Source organism: Escherichia sp. E2748, from assembly GCF_005781125.1.
GTDB lineage: Bacteria > Pseudomonadota > Gammaproteobacteria > Enterobacterales > Enterobacteriaceae > Escherichia.
In genome coordinates this window covers 832,660-856,660 of record NZ_VATP01000001.1, presented here as the reverse complement: position 1 = coordinate 856,660, position 24,001 = coordinate 832,660, and the positions used below count along the sequence as shown (strand labels likewise).

Annotated in this window: 24 protein-coding genes and 2 tRNA genes; 12 read left to right on the top strand and 14 right to left on the bottom strand. The window is 49.0% G+C overall.

The features are described 5' to 3' along the window. The first annotated feature begins 90 nt into the window (after positions 1-90). The gene (sodB, locus tag FEK42_RS04125) at positions 91-672 is read left to right on the top strand and encodes a superoxide dismutase [Fe] (protein ID WP_130208196.1); all 582 of its coding nucleotides are present in this window, start codon (positions 91-93) and stop codon (positions 670-672) included. A 145-nt stretch (positions 673-817) separates the two neighbouring features. On the opposite strand, the gene FEK42_RS04120 is transcribed toward sodB, so the two are convergent. Together FEK42_RS04120 and cydH are read right to left on the bottom strand one after the other, a co-directional pair. Next, positions 818-1,987 (bottom strand): MFS transporter, encoded by a 1,170-nt coding sequence (locus FEK42_RS04120; protein ID WP_135492675.1) that lies wholly within the window; start codon positions 1,985-1,987, stop codon positions 818-820. 165 nt (positions 1,988-2,152) lie between these two features. Continuing rightward, positions 2,153-2,242: a cytochrome bd-I accessory subunit CydH gene (gene cydH / locus FEK42_RS04115; protein ID WP_000102278.1), complete on the bottom strand. Its 90-nt coding sequence runs from the start codon at positions 2,240-2,242 to the stop codon at positions 2,153-2,155. Between the two features lie 298 nt (positions 2,243-2,540). Here cydH and purR point away from each other — a divergent pair, with 298 nt between their 5' ends. Continuing rightward, entirely contained in the window at positions 2,541-3,566 is a 1,026-nt protein-coding gene (gene purR, locus FEK42_RS04110) for an HTH-type transcriptional repressor PurR (protein ID WP_000190978.1), read from the top strand. Here purR and punR read toward each other — a convergent pair. Beyond that, positions 3,563-4,495: a DNA-binding transcriptional activator PunR gene (gene punR, locus FEK42_RS04105; protein WP_130218967.1), complete on the bottom strand. Its 933-nt coding sequence runs from the start codon at positions 4,493-4,495 to the stop codon at positions 3,563-3,565. The two genes, purR and punR, sit on opposite strands and share 4 nt — an antisense overlap. Before the next feature lie 112 nt (positions 4,496-4,607). On the opposite strand from punR, the gene punC reads away from it, so the two are divergent. Further along, complete coding sequence (gene punC / locus FEK42_RS04100) at positions 4,608-5,819, top strand: purine nucleoside transporter PunC (protein WP_130208202.1); 1,212 nt, start codon at positions 4,608-4,610, stop codon at positions 5,817-5,819. A 288-nt stretch (positions 5,820-6,107) separates the two neighbouring features. Further along, the gene (gene cfa / locus FEK42_RS04095) at positions 6,108-7,256 is read left to right on the top strand and encodes a cyclopropane fatty acyl phospholipid synthase (RefSeq protein WP_130208204.1); all 1,149 of its coding nucleotides are present in this window, start codon (positions 6,108-6,110) and stop codon (positions 7,254-7,256) included. A 51-nt stretch (positions 7,257-7,307) separates the two neighbouring features. Here the strand turns inward: cfa and FEK42_RS04090 are convergent, their stop codons facing one another. Further along, complete coding sequence (locus FEK42_RS04090; protein WP_064530047.1) at positions 7,308-7,925, bottom strand: riboflavin synthase; 618 nt, start codon at positions 7,923-7,925, stop codon at positions 7,308-7,310. A gap of 215 nt (positions 7,926-8,140) precedes the next feature. Between FEK42_RS04090 and mdtK the strand changes: the two genes are divergently transcribed. Next, positions 8,141-9,514, top strand: coding sequence for a multidrug efflux MATE transporter MdtK (gene mdtK, locus FEK42_RS04085; protein WP_130208206.1), 1,374 nt, complete (start codon positions 8,141-8,143; stop codon positions 9,512-9,514). 38 nt (positions 9,515-9,552) lie between these two features. Here mdtK and FEK42_RS04080 read toward each other — a convergent pair whose 3' ends face one another. Then, on the bottom strand, positions 9,553-10,809 hold the full coding sequence (locus tag FEK42_RS04080) for an AIDA repeat-containing protein (protein WP_138211744.1): 1,257 nt from the start codon (positions 10,807-10,809) through the stop codon (positions 9,553-9,555). Positions 10,810-11,117: 308 nt separating this feature from the next. On the opposite strand from FEK42_RS04080, the gene FEK42_RS04075 reads away from it, so the two are divergent. The 4 genes from FEK42_RS04075 (at position 11,118) to FEK42_RS04060 (ending at position 13,424) form a co-directional block, all read left to right on the top strand. After that, positions 11,118-11,194, top strand: a tRNA-Val gene (locus tag FEK42_RS04075). A 4-nt stretch (positions 11,195-11,198) separates the two neighbouring features. Then, positions 11,199-11,275, top strand: a tRNA-Val gene (locus FEK42_RS04070). A gap of 113 nt (positions 11,276-11,388) precedes the next feature. Beyond that, positions 11,389-11,694: a monooxygenase gene (locus FEK42_RS04065; protein WP_130208210.1), complete on the top strand. Its 306-nt coding sequence runs from the start codon at positions 11,389-11,391 to the stop codon at positions 11,692-11,694. A gap of 125 nt (positions 11,695-11,819) precedes the next feature. Then, positions 11,820-13,424 (top strand): FAD-NAD(P)-binding protein, encoded by a 1,605-nt coding sequence (locus tag FEK42_RS04060; protein WP_138211743.1) that lies wholly within the window; start codon positions 11,820-11,822, stop codon positions 13,422-13,424. A 10-nt stretch (positions 13,425-13,434) separates the two neighbouring features. Here the strand turns inward: FEK42_RS04060 and ydhT are convergent, their stop codons facing one another. From ydhT to fumD, 7 genes are all read right to left on the bottom strand, one after another. Further along, complete coding sequence (ydhT, locus tag FEK42_RS04055) at positions 13,435-14,247, bottom strand: protein YdhT (RefSeq protein ID WP_135406792.1); 813 nt, start codon at positions 14,245-14,247, stop codon at positions 13,435-13,437. A 3-nt stretch (positions 14,248-14,250) separates the two neighbouring features. Beyond that, the gene (phsC, locus tag FEK42_RS04050; protein ID WP_135492677.1) at positions 14,251-15,036 is read right to left on the bottom strand and encodes a thiosulfate reductase cytochrome B subunit; all 786 of its coding nucleotides are present in this window, start codon (positions 15,034-15,036) and stop codon (positions 14,251-14,253) included. Further along, positions 15,033-15,701, bottom strand: a complete 669-nt coding sequence (locus tag FEK42_RS04045) for a 4Fe-4S dicluster domain-containing protein (protein ID WP_130208218.1) — start codon at positions 15,699-15,701, stop codon at positions 15,033-15,035. The genes phsC and FEK42_RS04045 overlap by 4 nt, the downstream gene beginning before the upstream one ends. Positions 15,702-15,764: 63 nt before the next feature. Beyond that, positions 15,765-16,415, bottom strand: a complete 651-nt coding sequence (locus FEK42_RS04040; protein WP_130259827.1) for a YdhW family putative oxidoreductase system protein — start codon at positions 16,413-16,415, stop codon at positions 15,765-15,767. Between the two features lie 12 nt (positions 16,416-16,427). Further along, positions 16,428-18,530 (bottom strand): aldehyde ferredoxin oxidoreductase, encoded by a 2,103-nt coding sequence (locus FEK42_RS04035; protein WP_130208222.1) that lies wholly within the window; start codon positions 18,528-18,530, stop codon positions 16,428-16,430. Between the two features lie 20 nt (positions 18,531-18,550). Next, positions 18,551-19,177, bottom strand: a complete 627-nt coding sequence (locus tag FEK42_RS04030) for a ferredoxin-like protein (RefSeq protein ID WP_130208224.1) — start codon at positions 19,175-19,177, stop codon at positions 18,551-18,553. Between the two features lie 459 nt (positions 19,178-19,636). Then, complete coding sequence (gene fumD, locus FEK42_RS04025) at positions 19,637-19,846, bottom strand: fumarate hydratase FumD (protein WP_000528337.1); 210 nt, start codon at positions 19,844-19,846, stop codon at positions 19,637-19,639. Between the two features lie 350 nt (positions 19,847-20,196). Here fumD and FEK42_RS23175 point away from each other — a divergent pair, with 350 nt between their 5' ends. The 3 genes from FEK42_RS23175 (at position 20,197) to lpp (ending at position 22,358) form a co-directional block, all read left to right on the top strand. Further along, positions 20,197-20,391, top strand: a complete 195-nt coding sequence (locus tag FEK42_RS23175; protein WP_242664678.1) for a hypothetical protein — start codon at positions 20,197-20,199, stop codon at positions 20,389-20,391. A gap of 7 nt (positions 20,392-20,398) precedes the next feature. Further along, positions 20,399-21,811 (top strand): pyruvate kinase PykF, encoded by a 1,413-nt coding sequence (pykF, locus tag FEK42_RS04020; protein ID WP_064530058.1) that lies wholly within the window; start codon positions 20,399-20,401, stop codon positions 21,809-21,811. 310 nt (positions 21,812-22,121) lie between these two features. After that, positions 22,122-22,358 (top strand): murein lipoprotein Lpp, encoded by a 237-nt coding sequence (gene lpp / locus FEK42_RS04015; RefSeq protein ID WP_000648420.1) that lies wholly within the window; start codon positions 22,122-22,124, stop codon positions 22,356-22,358. Between the two features lie 63 nt (positions 22,359-22,421). On the opposite strand, the gene ldtE is transcribed toward lpp, so the two are convergent. Continuing rightward, positions 22,422-23,426, bottom strand: coding sequence for a L,D-transpeptidase LdtE (gene ldtE / locus FEK42_RS04010; protein ID WP_135409990.1), 1,005 nt, complete (start codon positions 23,424-23,426; stop codon positions 22,422-22,424). Positions 23,427-23,574: 148 nt separating this feature from the next. Next, positions 23,575-23,991, bottom strand: coding sequence for a cysteine desulfuration protein SufE (sufE, locus tag FEK42_RS04005; RefSeq protein ID WP_130208228.1), 417 nt, complete (start codon positions 23,989-23,991; stop codon positions 23,575-23,577). Between the last annotated feature and the right edge of the window lie 10 nt (positions 23,992-24,001).

The following is a 24,001-nucleotide window of genomic DNA, read 5'->3' as shown; positions in this document are numbered from 1 at the left end:
TCTTTTGTATCACCTTTTAATTTGCTACCCTATCCGTACTCACAATAAGGCTATTGTGCGTATACCAATGAATAATAAAGGAGAGTAGCAATGTCATTCGAATTACCTGCACTACCATATGCTAAAGACGCTCTGGTTCCGCACATTTCTGCGGAAACCATTGAGTATCACTACGGCAAACATCATCAGACTTATGTCACTAACCTGAACAACCTGATTAAAGGCACCGAGTTTGAAGGTAAATCACTGGAAGAGATTATTCGCAGCTCTGAAGGTGGCGTATTCAACAACGCAGCTCAGGTCTGGAACCACACTTTCTACTGGAACTGCCTGGCACCGAACGCCGGTGGCGAACCGACTGGCAAAGTCGCTGAAGCTATCGCCGCATCTTTCGGTAGCTTTGCCGATTTCAAAGCACAGTTTACTGACGCTGCGATCAAAAACTTTGGTTCTGGCTGGACCTGGCTGGTGAAAAACAGCGATGGCAAACTGGCTATCGTTTCTACCTCTAATGCTGGTACTCCGCTGACCACCGATGCGACCCCGCTGCTGACCGTTGATGTCTGGGAACACGCTTATTACATCGACTATCGCAATGCGCGTCCTGGCTATCTGGAGCACTTCTGGGCGCTGGTGAACTGGGAATTCGTAGCGAAAAATCTCGCTGCATAATAACTGATGGCAAATGCAACATTGCCTGATGCGCTACGCTTATCGGGTCTATCCGGATGAGGCGTTAACACCGCATCCGGCAAGATAAATCGCACTTTGCCTGCAAACTGTAATGCAGAAGGTATCCCCTTCTGCGTTTCGTTTATTAACTGTTGGCAACGCAAACTGCTTCAGGTTGTTTTCTGGCTGACATAAACACCAGCAACAATGCCAGTCCTGCGACAATTGCCCCCATCACCGGCACAAAACTGTACCCCAGACCACCCGAAATCACTGCGCCACCTGCCGCGGCACCCAGAGCATTGCCCAGGTTAAAGGCACCGATATTCACTGAGGAAGACAGCCCTGGCGCTTCGCTGGCAACTCGCATCACACGCATCTGTAACGGCGGTACCACCGCAAAGGTTGCTGCGCCCCACACCACCATGCTGATAGCCGCACCAAACTCATTACGCGCCAGGAACGGGATCGCCAGCATAATCACCATCAGCAGCAACAAAAAGCCTTTCAGCGTGCCGTTGACCGAACGGTCCGCCAGTTTACCGCCGAAATAGTTACCGATAGAAAACCCAACGCCAATCAGCACCAGCATGGCTGTTACGAACACCGGCGTTGCGTGGGTGATACTTTGCAGTACTGGTGAAATATAGGTGTAGAGGGTAAACATTGCGCCAGCCCCTAGTACCGTCGTCAGTAAGGCTGATAACACCTGCGGACGCATCAATACCGCCAGCTCTTTTTTCACTTCCGGTCGCGCACCTGCGCCGCCTTTCGGTAACGAGAAGAACAGGCTAACCATTGAAATCACGCCCAGCCCCGCCGTTGCCAGAAACGACATCCGCCAGCCAATAGTTTCGCCAAGCCAGGTCGCCGCAGGAACACCGCCAATATTTGCCAGAGTTAAGCCCATAAACATAGTGGCGACGGCGCTGGCCTGTTTGTGTTTAGGCACAACGCTTGCGGCCACGACTGAACCCAAACCAAAGAATGCCCCGTGATTCAGACTGGTCAAAATGCGTGAAAGCATCAACGTCATATAATCCGGCGCGATGGCGGAAAGCACGTTGCCAAGAGTGAAAATGGCCATCAGGAAAATAAGCGCACTGCGCCTGGCGCGATGAGACAGCAGTAATGTCATCAGCGGCGCGCCAACCATCACGCCAACCGCATAGGCGCTGATTAACATGCCCGCAGCAGGAATCGAGACATCCACACCGCGCGCAATGACGGGTAACAGGCCCATTGGCGAGAACTCCGTTGTCCCGATACCAAACGCGCCAACTGCCAGCGCCAACAACGGATAGTTAATTTTCATGCCTAATCTCCACCTCTTCGCGTCATTACACGATATTCATCAAAGTGGCGAAAGCATGACAGCAATCACAAAAAATTGAAAATAACAAAAAGAGAAAACACTTTTGCCATTTTGCTAACAAAAGGGAAGAGAGTGCGAGGGAGGATGCGCTCCCTCGAAGGGAAATCAGTGCAGCGCGGCAGTCAAACCTACGGCCACGATCAAACCGAGGACAATAATGGTTGTTACCAGTGAAAATTTAAGGTCGGTACTCATCAAGTTTTCTCCTTTTTTATTACCCTACAAAAAGTGATATTACGCATTTTTACACACTGTGAAGAAAAAATCTCCCGCCATTTATAATGATAAGTGTTTTTACCACTTCCCCTTTTCATCAAGATCGGCCAAAATTCCACGCTTACACTATTTGCGTACTGGCCATTGACCCCTTCCTGACGCTCTGTGTCGTTTTTCCGGCGTACCGCAACACTTTTGTTGCGCGTAAGGTGTGTAAAGGCAAACGTTTACCTTGCGATTTTGCAGGAGCTGAAGTTAGGGTCTGGAGTGAAATGGAATGGCAACAATAAAAGATGTAGCGAAGCGAGCAAACGTTTCCACTACAACTGTGTCACACGTTATAAACAAAACTCGTTTCGTCGCTGAAGAAACGCGCAACGCCGTGTGGGCAGCGATTAAAGAATTACACTACTCCCCTAGCGCGGTAGCGCGTAGCCTGAAGGTTAACCATACCAAGTCTATCGGCTTGCTGGCGACCAGCAGCGAAGCAGCCTATTTCGCGGAGATCATCGAAGCGGTTGAAAAAAATTGCTTCCAGAAAGGTTACACGCTGATCCTCGGCAACGCGTGGAACAATCTGGAGAAACAGAGAGCCTATCTGTCGATGATGGCGCAAAAACGCGTCGATGGCCTGCTGGTCATGTGTTCTGAGTATCCAGAACCGTTGCTGGCGATGCTGGAAGAGTATCGCCATATCCCGATGGTGGTAATGGACTGGGGCGAAGCAAAAGCCGACTTTACCGATGCGGTCATCGATAACGCGTTTGAAGGCGGCTACATGGCCGGACGCTATCTGATTGAACGCGGTCATCGCGAAATCGGCGTTATCCCTGGTCCTCTGGAACGTAATACCGGCGCGGGTCGTCTGGCAGGGTTTATGAAGGCGATGGAAGAAGCGATGATCAAGGTGCCAGAAAACTGGATTGTGCAGGGTGACTTTGAACCTGAATCGGGTTATCGCGCCATGCAACAAATCCTGTCGCAGCCACACCGCCCTACTGCGGTCTTCTGTGGCGGCGATATCATGGCAATGGGTGCACTTTGCGCTGCTGATGAAATGGGTCTGCGCGTACCGCAGGATGTTTCGCTGATCGGTTATGATAATGTGCGCAACGCCCGCTACTTTACCCCGGCGCTGACCACTATCCATCAGCCAAAAGATTCGCTGGGCGAAACGGCGTTCAACATGCTGTTGGACCGTATCGTCAACAAACGCGAAGAACCGCAGTCTATCGAAGTTCATCCGCGGCTTATTGAACGCCGCTCCGTGGCTGACGGTCCGTTCCGCGACTATCGTCGTTAATCATCCGTTGCGGGAGTCTCTTCCGGCTCCCGCAGCCACTCCTTATTCAGCGTCTCACTATCACCGAGATACTCCAGCAACCAGGTTAACGCTGGCGACATATCATTCTGCTGCCAGGTCAGACAACATGCCGAATCAGGGAATGGATTTTCCAGTTCTAACGCCACCCATTTTCCCTCATTAAGCCATGGTTTGGCGAAATGCGTCGGCACCATGCCAATGCATAAACCGGCCGAGATACAGGTTGCCGATGATTCCCAGTCAGGTACGACAAGTCTTTTTTGGTTATCCAGCAGCCAGGTAATTCGTTTGGGTAACGTCCGCGACGTGTCTTCGCGCACCAGCGACGGCCAGTTGCGCAACGTGTCATCGCTGAGCGGCCCATTCATCGACGCAAGCGGATGGTGGCGGGCAACAACACAACTCCAGCTCAACATCCCCATATCACGGAAGGCGTAACGGCCCCCAACCGGAATCGCTCGTGTCGCGCCAATCGCCAGTTCCACGCGCCCATCGGAAAGCGCATCCCAGACGCCGTTGAACACTTCCTGAAAAACCAGAAGTTCGACGTCATCAAAATGGCGATAGAAATCAACAATCATCTGCCGCGTGCGTTCTGGCCTGACAATATTATCTACCGCGATAGCTAATTGACCGCGCCAGCCGTTCGCTATCTGCTGACATTGTTGGCGAGTGATCTGCATTTTTTTGACAACAGAGCGCCCTTCTTTGAGAAACCACGCCCCGGCAGCGGTCAGTTCCACGTCACGATGACGCCGTTCAAAAAGCGGCACCGCCAGCCACTCTTCCAGCTGACGCACGGTATAGCTGACCGCAGAAGGAACGCGATGCAACTCCTGGGCTGCAGCGCTGAAGCTGCCATTTCGCGCCACTGCATCAACAACTTCGAGAGAATACTCAGACCACATAGTTTGCCTGCAAAATTTTTGAAACCAGTCATCAAATATTACCGTTTCACAACAGGAATTTCACTCCCTACACTTTGCGACGGTGTTTAATTGAGGAATTTAGAGAATATACATGCAACCTGGGAAAAGATTTTTAGTCTGGCTGGCGGGTTTGAGCGTACTCGGTTTTCTGGCAACCGATATGTATCTGCCCGCTTTCGCCGCCATTCAGGCCGACCTGCAAACGCCTGCGTCTGCTGTCAGTGCCAGCCTTAGTCTGTTCCTTGCCGGTTTTGCCGCTGCCCAGCTCCTGTGGGGGCCGCTCTCCGATCGTTATGGTCGTAAACCTGTGTTATTGATCGGCCTGACAATTTTTGCGCTGGGTAGTCTGGGAATGTTATGGGTGGAAAACGCTGCCACGCTGCTGGTATTGCGTTTTGTGCAAGCTGTTGGTGTCTGTGCCGCGGCCGTTATCTGGCAGGCATTGGTGACGGATTACTATCCTTCACAAAAAGTTAACCGTATTTTTGCGACCATTATGCCTTTAGTGGGGCTTTCTCCGGCGCTTGCTCCGCTGTTAGGTAGCTGGCTGCTGGTCCATTTTTCCTGGCAGGCGATTTTCGCCACTCTGTTTGCCATTGCCGTAGTGCTGATTCTGCCCATTTTCTGGCTTAAACCCACCACGAAAGCACGCAATGATAGTCAGGATGGACTGACCTTTACCGATCTGCTGCGTTCAAAAACCTATCGCGGGAATGTGCTGATTTATGCGGCCTGTTCAGCCAGTTTCTTTGCCTGGCTAACCGGTTCACCGTTTATCCTCAGCGAAATGGGCTACAGTCCGGCAGTAATCGGATTAAGTTATGTTCCGCAAACCATCGCGTTTCTTATTGGTGGTTACGGCTGTCGCGCCGCATTGCAGAAATGGCAGGGTAAGCAGTTGTTACCGTGGCTGCTGGCGCTGTTTGCCGTCAGCGTGGTAGCAACCTGGGCTGCGGGCTTCATTAGCCATGTGTCGCTGGCCGAAATTCTGATCCCATTCTGTGTGATGGCCATTGCCAACGGGGCAATCTACCCGATTGTGGTCGCCCAGGCGCTACGCCCCTTCCCGCATGCGACTGGCCGCGCTGCTGCATTGCAGAATACCCTGCAATTGGGTCTGTGCTTCCTCGCAAGCCTGGGGGTTTCCTGGCTCATCAGCGTCAGCACGCCGCTGTTCACCACCACCAGCGTGATGTTATCGACCGTGGTGCTGGTTGCTATCGGCTATAAGATGCAACATCAACCTGAATCTCACTGCCAGAATCATGGCGAGACGGAAGTCGCACATAGTGAATCACATTGATCTATAGCGATATCGTTATACTTAGGCTGCTAACAAAATTTTGTTGTATGATTGAGATTAGCAGCCTATACTGGGTTCCAGTTGTTAATATTACGATAAATATTATGTTTTTACGGGGACAGGAGCGTTCCCGGGTCACTATGGATGGTCATTTCGGCAAGGGTTCCTCCTTTCCTCTGTTTTACGTCGGATTATAGACTCGCGGTTTTCCTGCGAGATTTCTCACAAAGCCCAAAAAGCGTCTACGCTGTTTTAAGGTTCTGATCACCGACCAGTGATGGAGAAACTATGAGTTCATCGTGTATAGAAGAAGTCAGCGTACCGGATGACAACTGGTACCGTATCGCCAACGAATTACTTAGCCGTGCAGGCATCGCCATTAATGGCTCTGCCCCGGCAGATATTCGAGTTAAAAACCCCGATTTTTTTAAACGCGTTCTACAGGAAGGATCGTTGGGGTTAGGCGAAAGTTATATGGATGGCTGGTGGGAATGTGACCGACTGGATATGTTTTTTAGCAAAGTCTTACGCGCTGGGCTTGAAAACCAACTCCCCCATCATTTCAAAGACACACTACGCATTGCTGGCGCACGGCTCTTCAATCTGCAAAGTAAAAAGCGTGCCTGGATAGTAGGTAAAGAGCATTACGACCTTGGTAATGACCTGTTCAGCCGTATGCTGGATCCCTTCATGCAGTATTCCTGCGCTTACTGGAAAGATGCCTATAATCTGGAATCTGCCCAACAAGCGAAGCTCAAAATGATTTGTGAAAAATTGCAGTTAAAACCGGGCATGCGGGTTCTGGATATCGGCTGCGGTTGGGGCGGGCTGGCGCATTACATGGCGTCTAATTATGACGTAAGTGTGGTTGGTGTCACGATTTCTGCCGAACAACAGAAAATGGCCCAGGAACGCTGCGCAGGTCTGGATGTCACCATTTTGCTACAGGATTACCGTGACCTGAACGACCAGTTTGACCGTATTGTTTCGGTTGGTATGTTCGAGCACGTCGGACCGAAAAATTACGATACCTATTTTGAGGTAGTGGATCGTAATCTGAAGCCAGAAGGGATTTTCCTGCTACATACTATCGGCTCGAAAAAAACCGATCTGAATGTTGACCCGTGGATTAACAAATATATTTTCCCGAATGGTTGCCTGCCTTCTGTACGCCAGATTGCGCAATCCAGTGAACCACACTTTGTGATGGAAGACTGGCATAACTTTGGCGCTGACTATGACACTACGTTGATGGCCTGGTATGAACGATTCCTCGCCGCCTGGCCGGAAATTGCCGATAACTACAGTGAACGCTTTAAACGGATGTTTACGTATTATCTGAATGCTTGCGCTGGTGCCTTCCGCGCCCGTGATATCCAGCTCTGGCAAGTGGTGTTCTCACGTGGGGTCGAAAGCGGCCTTCGCGTGGCGCGTTAAGTATTATTTCATCGCCCCCATTTTGGGGGCGATGTCATTTCAAACGCAGCTTTATTTCTTTTCCCGTGCCGCCAACACACGTTCAACAGTATCTACCACGGCCTGAGTTTGCGGATCGATTTCGATATTGACGCGTGCACCGAGTTTTTTCTTACCGAGAGTGGTACGTTCCAGCGTTTCCGGAATTAAATGCACACAAAAGCGGGTCGCTGTCACTTCACCAACCGTCAGACTGATGCCATCAATACCAATAAACCCTTTATACAGGATATATTTCATTAACTGCTCATCCTGTACTTTGAACCAGATCTGGTGGTTATTTTCTGATGTTATTATTTTCGATACTTCTGCGGTGGTCATAATATGACCTGACATTAAATGTCCGCCGATTTCATCGCTGAATTTAGCAGCTCGTTCTACGTTTACCCAATCCCCAACGTTTAAATCGCCAAGGTTTGTTATTCGTAACGTTTCTTTCATCAGATCAAAACTGATACGGTTGCCGTTAATTTCCGTTACAGTCAGGCAGCAACCGTTATGCGCGACAGAAGCGCCTGTCTCCAGACCATCCAACATGTAATCAGGTAATTCCACTACATGGGTTCGAAAATTTGCTTTCTCGTCAATCGACACCAACTTCGCGGTGCCCTGCACTATCCCCGTAAACATACTTACAACTCCTGAAATCAGTTAGGACATACTGTTCAGCACAATAGCAGGTGGGAAACGTCCTTACCAGTAAAGGGGGTTGAGTGGTTATTTTTTCACTGGAGAATTAATAAATCCTCGCTACAATAGACTGAATTTCCCCTGCTTCTTCTTTTTGCTGCCCATTCAGGCGGTTTTTTAGTCTCTCATATAACAACAATATAAAAGGTGTTCACGTGCAGAAATACATTAGTGAAGCGCGTCTGTTATTAGCATTAGCAATCCCGGTGATTCTCGCGCAAATCGCCCAAACAGCGATGGGTTTTGTCGATACCGTCATGGCGGGCGGCTATAGCGCCACCGACATGGCGGCAGTCGCCATTGGTACTTCTATCTGGCTCCCGGCGATTCTTTTCGGTCACGGACTGCTGCTGGCAATGACGCCAGTCATCGCACAATTGAATGGTTCCGGTCGCCGTGAACGTATTGCGCATCAGGTGCGACAAGGTTTCTGGCTGGCCGGTTTCGTCTCCGTGCTTATTATGCTGGTGCTGTGGAATGCGGGTTATATCATCCGCTCCATGCAAAATATCGATCCGGCCCTCGCCGATAAAGCAGTGGGTTATCTGCGTGCACTATTGTGGGGGGCTCCGGGCTATCTGTTCTTCCAGGTCGCTCGTAACCAGTGTGAAGGTTTGGCAAAAACCAAGCCGGGCATGGTAATGGGCTTTATTGGCCTGCTGGTGAACATTCCGGTTAACTATATCTTCATTTACGGTCACTTCGGTATGCCTGAACTCGGTGGCGTCGGCTGTGGTGTGGCGACTGCGGCGGTGTACTGGGTAATGTTCCTTGCTATGGTTTCCTATATTAAGCATGCCCGTTCTATGCGCGATATCCGCAACGAAAAAGGCACCGCTAAACCAGATCCGGCGGTAATGAAAAGACTTGTGCAACTGGGTTTACCTATCGCGCTGGCCCTGTTCTTTGAAGTAACACTGTTTGCGGTGGTTGCGCTGTTGGTATCTCCGCTCGGTATTGTCGATGTGGCAGGCCACCAGATTGCCCTGAACTTTAGTTCGCTGATGTTCGTTCTTCCGATGTCGCTGGCAGCGGCTGTGACTATCCGTGTGGGTTATCGTCTGGGTCAGGGTTCCACGCTGGATGCGCAAACTGCTGCACGAACCGGGCTTATGGTTGGCGTCTGTATGGCAACGATGACGGCAATTTTTACAATCTCGCTGCGGGAGCAGATCGCTCTTCTGTATAACGATAATCCAGAAGTTGTGACACTGGCTGCACACCTGATGTTGCTGGCGGCGGTGTATCAGATTTCTGACTCGATACAGGTAATCGGTAGCGGGATTTTGCGTGGTTATAAAGATACGCGATCTATTTTTTACATTACCTTTATCGCGTATTGGGTGTTGGGCTTACCAAGTGGCTATATTCTGGCATTGACCAATCTGGTAGTTGAGCCGATGGGGCCGGCAGGTTTCTGGATAGGCTTTATTATCGGTCTGACTTCTGCTGCCATTATGATGATGCTACGTATGCGTTTCTTGCAACGTCTACCATCGGCTATCATTTTGCAACGTGCATCTCGATAAAAAAATGAGGCGCAATCCGCAAAGATTGCGCCTTAATTTTAGGCTGGCTGGAGCGTTGCGCCAATGCCATCTTCGTCCGGCTGCAATTTAAGTGCGCTGCAAATAGGCTGCCGACTGGCATCCGTTATCTCAACGTGAATATCACCGCTGACTTCCCCTTTCACACTGATGAATTCTGGAGAAATTTCTTTCGCACTGGTTTGCAGGCAAATCGTTCCTTCTCCTCGCAGACGTTTCACCTTCAACTGCACAGACGTTGCGGTTGACGTTATCAGCCACACTTTTCCACCATCGAGATTCAGGTTGCCAACATAGAAAGTGACATTGTCACCTTTAACCGTGCTGCCATCGAGGATCAACATGCCTTCCTGCTGGACCGTAATCGTTGATTGTTTCAGATCAGCGCCATAGCCAACAATCATAGAAGCGCCGTCCTGTAATGCAACGCTCCCCGTAAGTTCAACCGGAGCACAGTCTTCTTCTACGACGAATTTTTCATCCGCACTGGTGGGAGACATCACAATCACTGTCCCACTTTGTACCACTGCATTTTCCAGCGTACCGGCATGCACTTCAGCCCGCCCACCGGTTTTAACTGTCAGGTTTTTAGTCTTACCAGAACTGTAGAGTTGCAGACCATCTGTCCCCAGGCGATAAACGGCGCCATTTTCAACGATAGTATGAATGTCTTCGCCACCGAGATTATTCATGGTGCCACCCGCAATCAGCGTATCACTGGCTTTACCTGCCAGCATAAAAACGCCGCCGTGGCTTATCTCACCATTGATGGCTTCTCCGCCAGGGTAAACCAACAGTTCACCACCTTCATCGACAACAACTGCTGATGCTGTTCCGTTGACCAACAAACCACCATCCTGATCCAGAATGATTTTTTCCGCGCGATGGCCCTCCAGTACCCGCAGATTACCGCCATTCTCCAGCAATAAACCGCAGGCATAGCCCTGATCAACGCTAAATTCACCCTCGGGATGGCGGCCATTAACAGTCGCGAGCGTTGAGAGGCTAATCGCTCCACCATCTGACTGAACAATGTCAGTGGCTATTGCGCCGTCACCGACTGATAACGTGCCATTGTTGCTGTACTGTGTACATTTGGCGATTCCACCAGTTTCAACTTTCAGCCAGCCAGCGTCTGTGACCACGGTATTTTCTGCTCTTCCGCCTGCCTCAACAATCAACTCGCCATCAGTAAGTTGAGTCGCGCCGATAACGTCTCCAGCATGAACAATTTGCACTTTCCCGTCGCTAATCAAGTTTTTTGCATCAGATCCCATGACTTATTCCTATGCTGCATCTGTGTGCCTTTATCGCTACCTAAGTGTAAAGGCTACGAAGGATTTATCCACGATAGAATTGATATGGTGGCAAAGTCTCTGTTTTACATTGTGAGTCGAGGGATAATCGGCTGTATCAAATCTAAATATGATCTCTGGCCAAAAATCGCCCTTGCAAATCAACAAAATATCGCCAATTTGCTTAAAAGCTCTGCAAACGATAGAAATAGCGCAGAAAATTACGATTTGCCTCTTGCCACCTTCACGCTCTGCCGCTAATATTCGTCCCCGTTGTCACCTACAACGTTGCGTTCATAGCTCAGTTGGTTAGAGCACCACCTTGACATGGTGGGGGTCGTTGGTTCGAGTCCAATTGAACGCACCATCCTGCGTCCGTAGCTCAGTTGGTTAGAGCACCACCTTGACATGGTGGGGGTCGGTGGTTCGAGTCCACTCGGACGCACCAGATTTTCTTAATCTGGTCTTCTCTTCCCTTTTGTTTCTCCTGCTTCTTCTCTGTATCCAATACGTTAAAAGATTTACACTATCCTCGTATGCGTTATCAGAAGGAGAATAGCTATGGCAACTTTATTACAACTTCATTTTGCTTTTAATGGCCCCTTTGGCGACGAAATGGCTGAGCAACTTAAACCGCTTGCCGAGTCGATTAACCAGGAACCCGGTTTTCTGTGGAAGGTGTGGACAGAAAGTGAAAAGAACCATGAAGCCGGTGGGATCTACCTTTTTACCGATGAAAAAAGCGCCCTGGCTTATCTGGACAAACATACTGCCCGCCTGAAAAATCTTGGTGTCGCAGAAGTTATTGCCAAAGTTTTCGATGTCAATGAGTCACTGAGTCAAATCAATCAGGCAAAACTGGCCTGACAGAGATTAATGAAGGGCGATACGCGCCCTTTTCGTCCCCGTCTGAAATTTCTCCTTTTCTAAATATTTCCACCACACTTATCTGGTAACACCAAATTCAAAAAAATGCATACAGGTAAGTAACAATGAAAAAAATTGCCATTGTGGGTGCCGGACCAACAGGGATCTACACTTTCCTCTCGCTTTTGCAGCAACAAACGCCACTCTCCATTTCTCTCTTCGAGCAAGCCGACGAGGCTGGTGTCGGTATGCCGTACAATGATGAAGAAAACTCTAAAATGATGCTGGCAAATATTGCCAGCATTGAAATACCGCCGATTTATTGTACTTATCTGGAATGGTTGCAAGAGCAAGATGCCAGCCATCTGCAACGTTATGGCGTTAAAAAGGAAAGCTTGCACGATCGCCAGTTTTTGCCGAGGATTTTGTTAGGAGAATATTTCCGTGATCGCTTTTTACGGTTGGTAGAACAAGCTCGGCAGCAGCAATTTGAAATCAACGTTTATGAATCTTGCCAGGTGACTGATCTGCAAGTCACAGACTCTGGCGTGCTTATCTTCACAGTTCGGGATTTGCCAGTTGAGACGTTTGATTTAGCCGTAATAGCCACCGGTCACGTCTGGCCTGACGAAGAACAAGCAAGCCGAACATATTTCCCCAGCCCGTGGTCAGGGTTAATGGAAGCGAAAATTGAAGCCTGTCGCGTGGGCATTATGGGAACATCCTTGAGCGGGCTGGATGCCGCAATGGCGGTTGCTATCCAGCATGGTTCCTTTATCGAAAAAGATAATCAACGCATTCTGTTTCAGCGCGATAGCGACAGTGAAAAACTCAGTATTACATTGATGTCACGCACAGGCATTTTGCCAGAAGCCGATTTCTATTGCCCTATTCCCTACGAACCTCTACGCATTGTCACTGAACATTCCCTGAACGCGGAAATTGAAAAAGGTACACAGGGTCTTCTGGACCGGGTATTTAAACTTATATTGAAAGAGATTACTGCGGCTGATCCTGACTGGAGCCAACATATTGCGATAGAGGACCTGAATGTCGATACCTTCGCGCTGGCCTGGTTTGCTGACCGTAAACAGCATGACCCATTTGCCTGGGCAGAAAAAAACTTAGCAGAAGTCGAGCGAAATAAACGTGAAAAATATACCGTTCCCTGGCGTTATGTCATTCTTCGCCTGCATGAAGCCGTACAGGAAATTGTTCCGCATCTGAATGAGCACGACCATAAACGGTTCAGTAAAGGCCTTGCCAGAGTATTTATCGACAATTATGCAGCTATCCCTTCTGAATCTATAAAGCGCTTACTGGCTTTGCGCGAGGCGGGAATTATCCATATTCTCGCTCTCGGTGAGGAATACGATATGGAAATCGACAAAACGCACACAATGCTGAAAACAGCGGACAACAGCTACTCGTTTGACGTTTTTATTGATGCTCGTGGGCAACGCTCGCTCAAAGTGAAAGACATACCTTTCCCTGGACTACGTGCACAGCTACAGAAAACAGGCGATGAAATACCTGATGTCGGTGAAGATTATACGCTACAGCAACCGGAAGAAGTTCGTGGTCGCGTGGCGTTCGGCGCGTTGCCCTGGCTAATGCACGATCGGCCTTTCGTTCAGGGGCTTACGGCTTGTGCTGAAATTGGTGAGGCTATGGCGCAGGCCGTCGTTAAGCCAGCATCCCGCGCACGCCGACGTCTGTCGTTTGATTAAGGTAAAAGAGTCAGCATTCCACAAATTGATGCTGCTCATTCAGACGATAGCGAACTCCAGCGCGAATATTATTTTCACCTTCAACGGCTACGGCAAAGCGCACTCTTTCGCCGTCATGATACGCCAGCGCGGCGCTGCCTCCTGGCCCGAGAATAATTGAATCCACCACGCCCGTACTCACTACCGTTGAATTTTCACCGCTGGCGATGATATGAACGTTATCGCCGCTGTTTGCAATCCTGGCGTTTGTGCCAAAGCTGGCGATTTGCACCAGATCGCCATTACTGGCGACATGACACCGTTCACCCAATGTACAAACGCGTACTCGCATTCCGGTATTCGCAATACGACTGCTGTCTCCGGCGCTGCTTATCCGCGAGGAATTACCGGTTACAGCAACACGAGCACGTTCACCTGAGCTACCGATATGGCTGTTAAAGCCGACACTGCCAATCCGCACGCTATAACCCATGCTGGCAATTTGCGCAGCATACCCCACGGTAGCGATTCTGGCGTTATCCTCACAACAGCCGACGCGTGCGTGATCGTCGGCCCGGGCGAACTGACTGCAAAAGGGTATCTCTACGGGGCCTTTGGCCAGTTTTTGCATTGAGGAAACTTCCTGACGGGCGAAATTTTCGTCTGCCAGCCATTTTTTCCAGGCGTACTCAACCAGACTTTCCGCCCAGTCAGTAAATCCTTCGCCAATCAGGGCGTGGTGAATATCGGCATAAATTCCACCTTGCGGAAAACGGCGCAGAAACCAGCGGTACATAACCGCGCCTACACGCCACTCTCGCAGATCAGCTCGTGTAATGATCATTCGTTAATGCCGGTGATAGCCATCGACCATACATTTAAAAGTTTCGTGCGGAGTACGCCCCGTGGTGCAAAGATAGAGATGGCCGAAGATAAAAAAGAGGCTTATAACTGCCAGAGCAAAATGCGCCTGCAATAACCAGTATCTTACGCCAGGGAACACGTCCCCCACGGCTTGCGGGTAAAGGCATAACAGCCCCGTCAACAGTAACAGCGGCAGCAATCCATACATCACACCAACATAGGCGGCCTGCTGCAATGGATTGAATTTAGACTGTGTTGTTGCAGGAAAAGGATGATCTTCCCCTTGCATAATTCCAAGCAGATAAAACCGCGTTTGTTTAGCCGCTCGCCCGAGCCAGCCCTGACGACGGATAATGTAGTGATGACCATTACCCCCAACGGCATTAATGAGAACAAAGCCAAGCCAGCATGCCAGTAGCAGGAATCCACAAACTTCATGTACGGCAACCAGACTTTTGACTGCAGCAACGCCCACCAGCGCAAAGTGATTGATTAGCCCACTTGCCAGCAACAAGACAAAGAGTAACGCATTCGACCAGTGCCATAATCTCACCGCCTTGCTGTAGAGATAAACCTTCTCGCCATGACCAGTGGTGGATTTCTTTATACCACGAGCGCGAAGCAAGGCGTGAAGCCCCAACACTAACCACATCCCGACCAGCAACAGCCCGGCAATGACCAACCACACAGGCCAAAATTCGGGAGAAAACTGCGGTACATAGTTCGCCAACTGGTTATGAAATTGTTCAGCATTTTGCGACGGGTTCATACATTTTCCTTTTTAATCAAATGTTGACCGAACCGGCGATACAGATGCGGTTTCCCGGCACCAGGCAGCTGATATTGATAGTATTTATTTTCCTGTAACCACGCCTGAATTTCTGGGCTATCTTCGCGACCAAAGATCAACGCATGTTCCGGACAGGCGCTAACGCAGATGGGCGGAAAACCTTTTGCCAGCCGTGACTCAGCACAGAAATCACATTTATCCGCCACTTTGGTCAGTGGATTAAGGTAACGAACCTGATACGGGCATGCGCCGATGCAGTAGCTACAGCCAATGCATTGTGATTTTTCTACCCGCACGATCCCCTGTTCATCACGCCACGATGCCCCTGTGGGGCAAACGTCGATGCAAGGAGCATCTTCACAGTGCTGGCATGACTGGCGAAAAAAGTGATACAGCGTTTCGTTATTGTTATCGGTGACCGGGATATGCGCGATAGACAAACGACTTCCCTGTGCCGGTACATGGTTAGTTTTACGGCATGCTCTGGCGCAAATATTACAGCCATTGCACCGTGATTCATCGTGAATCATGGCATATCGAACTTCCTTTCCTTGTCTGGTGTTCGCTAACAAAGAAGGTGCTGAACCGGTAAAAAAGATTACCGTTCCCATCCCCAGAACAAATTTGCGTCGAGTGAAGGACATCTTATTATCCTCTAATGCTGTGGCTGCGACTGTCCACCCTATCCATGATATCTCCCTGAAACTTCAGGGATTCTGAAACTGCTCAACCTCGAACCATTCACATAAGCCATAAGCTTTGCCATAGCTCATAAAACGCTCGCTAAACAGGTACAACACAGCCGTCGATGACGTCACCTGACGTATATCGGCATACTCAGGAGCGATATCCATCGCGGCGAGCGCGGCTTCAATCTGCGCTTCCTGGTAGTAATATGGCGCTTGCGTCAGCATGGCGACCTTATAAGGCCGGGGATACGTCTGGCATTCGAAGCGAACGGCATGTGCAATGGCCCGACAGATGTCCTGCTCAACAACCTGCAAAGACATAGCGGCATAGTTTTCGCTCATGGTTTGCGTTGAGTAGTAATAATCATCTTTACTGCCCGTCATACAGGCGATATCTGCGAAGTCTGAACTCTGCCGTATGCTTTCCAGCAATGCAGAAAGATCCTCTTCAGCAACCGTATATGGCGGCGACAGGAACACGGCGCGTGCAACCAGTTGACCCGCCGTCGAATGCTGGCGGATAAACTCCGCCAGAATTTCAGCCGGTTCAGGCCCTGTAACCGCATCGTTCGCAGTGTCATCGGGCTGACGCATACTGTGCAGCCATTGACGCTTAGTCACGTCAATATCAGGCGCTTCCAGTTGTGTCATTTCCTCCTGCTGGCTCATTACGCCGGTTCCTTATGCTGGTAGCAGGTTATGTGTCGCCAGATCGGCGGCAATATCTTCCAGCCCGAGTCGATGAAGCGTTTCTCGCGTTGGACAACCAAGCTGTGGGTCCCAGCCCATTTCCTTGTAGAAAAGCGTGAGTGACTGGTGCATATCATCGCGATCCATTTTGTCAGTACCTTCACTGAAGACCGGAATCTGCGGATCTTTATCAAATACCCAGGAGCAGATCAGGTCATGCTCATTACGCATATCTTTGGTTCGCATCAGTTTTACCGTGTAGGCACGGTGTAACGTAAAGATACGCTCAGCAGCTAAATCTAATTTTTCCTGCGTCATATCTTCGCCAGTGATTGCTTTAAAGAATTTGGCTTCTAGCGCAAGGTCGCCACGATAATTGCGGCTTTTCAGTGGCGAAACGGTCATTGGCCAGACCCAGTTGCACAGGGTGACGGCGTTATGCAAACAAACCCGCAACAGCGACCATTTGGCATATTTAATTTTTGCGTCATTGATCGGTGTGTAGTTTTTGGTTTCATCGTAAGCATCTTCAGAGCCAAAAAGCTCTTTTGCCACTTCACGCTGCAGTTTCAACGGCAAACCGGAGCCGATAAAGTTGATGTGCGTATGCGTCATACAGTCACGGTTGAACATGCAGTTAACGATAGAGCCGACCTGCGCCGACGCTTCATTGGCATGGTGAACCGGATAACCAAACGGCGACCAGAGTTTATTTTTTGCGTAGCCCCAGTACTCTTCACCCAAATTCCAGCGTTCAGCAATGGCATACGAGCCATCAGCCAGGTGACTCAACTCACCCACGCGGTGCGCCAGACGATAGTAAAAATCTTTAATGAAATTAACGTCGCCAGCTTCCAGTTGATCCCAACGAATTTCCGCATACTCTTCAGCAGGCAGAACGCGCTTAAACACGCCTTTGCTGTAACAATAGGTAAAGTCGCGATGCAACTGCCCGTAGTTACACCACAGCCCGTAGTCATCGAACAGATTCAGACCGACCAGATTACCAATCACCCGGCCATCATCTTTATCTTCAAAATCTTTCGGCCCGTTCGGGAAGATGGTGGTGTGGACAAAGTTAGCGACACAGGTGTTGCCACCTGTACTGGGTACACCAAACTCTTTAACCCGAGGAATGTTCATCTGGGTCATACAACGAATTGGACATGAGTGGCAGCCACTCATTTTGACGGTGTATTTCTCTGCTGCCGGACCTAAATCAAAGACAGATTTATAGGTGCGGAAACCGACCGTGTTTTGATTGCCAGGCGGGATTTCTCCTGTTTCAATCGGGCCGCCTTCCGCTGCGCCCCAAAACAGCCCTTTACGAGCTGTCCAGCGCGACTTGGGATCAGAGTACTCTGCCCACGATTGCGGCGTACTTGGCACGACATGATTGTTATTAGCGCCAATAAGTTCGGTCATCATATAGTCATTGAGCCGTTTCATCTCCTGGCGATCGGCAATGTTGACTCCTTTTGTCCCTTCAACCGCAATCGCTTTCAGATTTTTGGAGCCCATTATTGCGCCAGTTCCCGCGCCGCCACTGTGGTTACGACTATTCAGCATGCCAGAGAGAGGCACAAGATTTTCACCCGCCTGACCAATAGCCGCTACACAGGTTTCAGGGCTGGTTAAACGGCAAATTTCTTCCGTGGTTGCACGCGTCCCTTTTCCCCACAAGAAATCGGCTTTCTCCAGGCTAACTTTGTCATCTTTTATATTTAGCCAGACTGGTGATTTCGCTTTACCCTCGATAATAATGACGTCGTATCCGGCGAATTTCATTTGTGCAGCAAAAAAACCGCCCATATGGGCGTCGACGACTAAATTTCCTTTGGTAAATGTGGAAAGTGATGTGATATTTACGCGAGAACTACAGGGTGCACCAGACCCTGTCAACGGCCCCGTAGCAAAAACTAATTTATTTGCTTCATCGAAAGGTTTGGTGCCTGGAGGTACTTCGTCATACATAATTTTGTAGCCAAAGCCCATACCACCGACAAAATCTTTAAACTTACTGGAATCTTCGAGGGTAATATTTCCTGTCGTAAGATTGACTCTTAATATATTACCAGTCCAACCGTTAGCCATGATTTTTTCCTTTGCAAGATTCACACAGTAATATCTTTCCACTCGATAATTTTTAACGCCCCTGTCGGGCAGGCGTTTGCGCATTCACCGCACAACACACATTTCGAGGATTTTTTAGTTTCAGTATTTACGGTGGCCATCATCCACGGACACGCAGTGGTACAGGCGCTACAACCAATGCAACGTTTATGATCGACGGTTATACATCCCTCTTCCTGCTGCCAGGTAATCGCGCCAATCGGGCAGACCTTCAGGCATTGAGGATCTTTACACTGGCGGCAGGTGTCGGCGGTATAATTCAGATCGCCGTATAAGCCGCCACCGGAACCTACGCCCTTGTCGCCAAAGAAATAATTACGATGGATTTTGATGCGGGAAAAAAAAGTACCAACGGCGCCATCGTTATAGTTGGTACAGGAGATTTCACAGCGGTGGCAGCCGGTGCAACGCGCACGCTGGGTAACTAACACTCCTTTGGGCGTGTTTATCAGCCCCACCGTGCCGCTATCGACATCTTCCTGTTTACAGCCCAAAAGTGACAATAACGCAGGGGCTATTGTTAAACCAGCAAGACCTTTTCCTGATATACGCAAGAACTCTAATCGCGTTAAGCCAATATCTAACAGTGGACGTTCAACCGGGTTCATTTATTTCGCATCCTCTTCGCAAACACAGTGCTGACAATTCAGCAGCCTGATATTAAGCATTCAACTAATACGCTGCTGACTATGCCTCCAACACCAGATATTTTTGTCCTAACCCGATAGCATATGAGACATGATTTAACGCAAGCAAACTAATCCTTTATGGTTAGGAGAAAAAATAATGTGATTATTCCTAGCCCTTAACATTGATCGTTATCAATTAAAAATGGAAAGCAGAAGATTAAAAGCGGAGTGATATTTGTTATCATTTGAAATGAATTTCATTTACTCTACAATAATTTGTGATATACATTCCAGAATATAGAAATAGTTAATTCGCTATAAAATTAAATACATATCGCAATTAATATAGTTGGCTTACATCAATTTATAAAAATAAACTTACATGTGACAATATAATAAAACAGAGGGGATAAGGCGTTACGCGCTATCCCCGAACAATTATTTCACCAGTGCATTAATGACTGTTTCCATCGCCTGCTTTTCTAATTCGCTGCGTTGGATACGTTTATTTGCTAATGCTGTACGCAGCACACCAGCGATGACGATGTGTTTTGGCTCCTGGCCCAGGTCACGCATCTCCAACACCACTTTCCCTACCACTCTGCACATTTCGCGGTACAGTTCATCATCTTTTGTCCGGTTGCCCATTATTCACACCCATTTATCATGCCAGTTATCAGCATATATCAATCTCATTACTTAAACAAAAAACAAACAAAATCAAACAAATAACTCGATAAATTATTATATTTGCATCTGTTGTGTAACGAGGGTACGCACTCTGTCTTTACTCCAGTTATCCTCCACCTTCCAGCCATCGCCTTCCCGTTGCGCAAGCAGCGATGATTTTGCGTAATCTGCTATCGAGGACGTTAAATCTTTGATAACAGTTTATTGTGTATATGCATGAATGTTTTTGAAACGCTGTTTTTGTTTTCCTTTTTGATTAAATTCAGCGTATAATCCGCGCCAATTGACTCTTGAATGGTTTCAGCACTTTGGACTGTAGAACTCAACGACTCAAAAACAGGCACTCACGTTGGGCTGAGACACAAGCACACATTCCTCTGCACGCTTTTTCGATGTCACCTATCCTTAGAGCGAGGCACCATCACTTTCGTAATACCGGATTCGCTTTCCGGCAGTGCGCCCAGAAAGCAAGTTTCTCCTATCCTTCTCAACTTAAAGACTAAGACTGTCATGAAAAAGACCAAAATTGTTTGCACCATCGGCCCAAAAACCGAATCTGAAGAGATGTTAGCTAAAATGCTGGACGCGGGCATGAACGTCATGCGTCTGAACTTCTCTCATGGTGACTATGCAGAACACGGTCAGCGCATTCAGAACCTGCGCAACGTGATGAGCAAAACCGGTAAAACTGCCGCTATCCTGCTCGATACCAAAGGTCCGGAAATCCGCACCATGAAACTGGAAGGCGGTAACGACGTTTCTCTGAAAGCAGGCCAGACCTTTACTTTCACCACTGACAAATCTGTTATCGGCAACAGCGAAATGGTTGCGGTAACTTATGAAGGTTTCACCACCGACCTGTCCGTCGGCAACACCGTACTGGTTGACGATGGTCTGATCGGTATGGAAGTTACCGCTATCGAAGGTAACAAAGTTATCTGTAAAGTACTGAACAACGGTGACCTGGGCGAGAACAAAGGTGTGAACCTGCCTGGCGTTTCCATCGCCCTGCCGGCACTGGCAGAAAAAGACAAACAGGACCTGATCTTCGGTTGCGAACAAGGTGTAGACTTTGTTGCTGCTTCCTTTATCCGTAAACGTTCTGACGTTGTCGAAATCCGTGAGCACCTGAAAGCGCACGGCGGCGAAAACATCCAAATCATCTCCAAAATCGAAAACCAGGAAGGCCTCAATAACTTCGACGAAATCCTCGAGGCATCTGATGGCATCATGGTTGCACGTGGCGACCTGGGTGTAGAAATTCCGGTTGAAGAAGTTATCTTCGCCCAGAAGATGATGATCGAAAAATGTATCCGTGCACGTAAAGTCGTTATCACTGCGACCCAGATGCTGGATTCCATGATCAAAAACCCACGTCCGACTCGCGCAGAAGCCGGTGACGTAGCCAACGCCATCCTCGACGGCACCGACGCAGTAATGCTGTCTGGTGAATCCGCAAAAGGTAAATATCCGCTGGAAGCTGTTTCTATCATGGCGACCATCTGTGAACGTACCGACCGCGTGATGAACAGCCGTCTCGAGTTCAACAACGACAACCGTAAACTGCGTATCACCGAAGCGGTTTGCCGTGGCGCAGTTGAAACTGCTGAAAAACTGGATGCTCCGCTGATCGTCGTAGCGACCCAGGGCGGTAAATCTGCTCGTGCAGTACGTAAATACTTCCCGGATGCAACCATTCTGGCGCTGACCACCAACGAAAAAACGGCTCATCAGCTGGTACTGAGCAAAGGCGTTGTACCGCAGCTGGTTAAAGAAATTACCTCTACTGATGATTTCTATCGTCTGGGTAAAGAACTGGCGCTGCAGAGCGGTCTGGCGCACAAAGGCGACGTCGTAGTCATGGTTTCTGGCGCGCTGGTACCGAGCGGCACGACTAACACCGCATCTGTTCACGTCCTGTAATATTGCTTTTGTGAATTAATTTGTATATCGAAGCGCCCTGATGGGCGCTTTTTTTATTTAATCGATAACCAGAAGCAATAAAAAATCAAATCGGATTTCACTATATAATCTCACTTTATCTAAGATGAATCCGATGGAACCATCCTGTTTTCTCTCATTTTTTTTATCTAAAACCAAGCGTTCGATGTTTCTTTGAGCGAACGATCAAAAATAAGTGCCTTCCCATCAAAAAAATATTCTCAACATAAAAAACTTTGTGTAATACTTGTAACGCTACATGGAGATTAACTCAATCTAGAGGGTATTAATAATGAAAGCTACTAAACTGGTACTGGGCGCGGTAATCCTGGGTTCTACTCTGCTGGCAGGTTGCTCCAGCAACGCTAAAATCGATCAGCTGTCTTCTGACGTTCAGACTCTGAACGCTAAAGTTGACCAGCTGAGCAACGACGTGAACGCAATGCGTTCCGACGTTCAGGCTGCTAAAGATGACGCAGCTCGTGCTAACCAGCGTCTGGACAACATGGCTACTAAATACCGCAAGTAATAGTACCTGTGAAGTGAAAAATGGCGCACATTGTGCGCCATTTTTTTTGCCTGCTCATTACGCCTATTGCGTCGCGCGTAACATATTTCCTTGCTCTGGTTCACCATTCTGCGCTGACTCTACTGCAGACGCATTGCTGGCTACTGGAGTTGCTCCACTGCCTACCGCAACCGGATACCCTGCCCGACGATACAATGCTTTATCGACTAACTTCTGATCTACAGCCTTATTGTCTTTAAATTGCGTGAAGCCTGCAGGCAGTGCGTACGGCATTGTCTGAACGTTCTGCTGTTCTTCTGCCGATAGCGGTCGATGCACTTCAACATAACGCATCCCGTTCGGTTCTACAGAGTATTTTACCGGTTCGTTGATCACTCTTACCGGCGTTCCCGTTCTCACACTGGAGAACAGTGCTTTAATGTCCGGAGCGTTCATACGCATACAGCCTGAACTGACGCGCAAACCGACACTGTCCGGCGCACTGGTGCCATGAATGAGGTATTCGCCGTTGCCGTGCGCCAGGCGCAGTGCGTAGCGTCCCAGAGGGTTATTCGGCCCGGCTGGAACAACTGGCGGTAATTTGATGCCTCGCTCCAGTGAACGCTGACGAATACCCGCCGTGGGCGTCCAGGTAGGATTGGGGATTTTCTGCCCTACCCGTGTTTCCATCACTGGCGTTTCCAGCCCCTGCAAGCCAATACCTATCGGGTAGACCTGCACGATATTTTCTCCCGGCGGATAATAATAAAGACGCAGTTCCGCAAGGTTCACAATTATCCCCTGGCGCGGTGCATCAGGTAATAACAGTTGCGAAGGAATGGTTATTGTCGTGCCTGGTTTTGGCACCGGAGCAATTGTGTTATTGGCTTCAAGGATCAACATTGCCGCAGTATCAAAACGACGGGCAATAGCCTGAAGGTTTTTATCCCCCTCTTGCACCGTATAGGTTTGATTTTGCCCAACCAGTCGGCTTCCGGTTGGTGGGAGCGGGTAATCTACCGCCCAGGCTGCCTGAATGGCGCTGAAAGCGCCGATAAGAGTCAGTGTTAGTAAAGACGCGCGTTTCATTGTAAACCTCCTGTATTTGCCGGTGGCTCACGCTGAAACGACGGATGGCGCTTATGTTTACCTGAAACCGAAACACTCCTGTGCAGGCCAGTGTAAACATCGACCACCCGGCAAAGTGAGCCTACCGGATGAAAGCTGTTCCTTTAGTTTAGCTAAGTGCAGCGGCTTTGGCGCGAATTGCGCGAATCATCGCTTCCAGACCTTGTGAACGAGATGGGGTGAGATGTTGGGTGAGCGCCATTTTTTCAAACCACGGACGTACATCGAAATTGACAATATCCTGCGGCGTCATTTGATCGTAGAGAATAAAAACGACCGCAATAAGCCCTTTCACAATGGCCGCATCGCTGTCGCCCTGCAATTCAATAATTCCCTGCGCATTCTGACGCATCACAATCCACACCTGACTCTGACAGCCCTGAATGCTATTTTGCGGACTTCTTTCTTCATCGCCTAATTCCGGCAGACGCTGTCCCAGTTCAATAATGTAGAGATATTTCTCTTCCCAGTTGGTGCAGCGTAAAAAGTTACGCAGCAATTTTTCTTTATCCGGCAATACAGCCATAGAGCCTCCC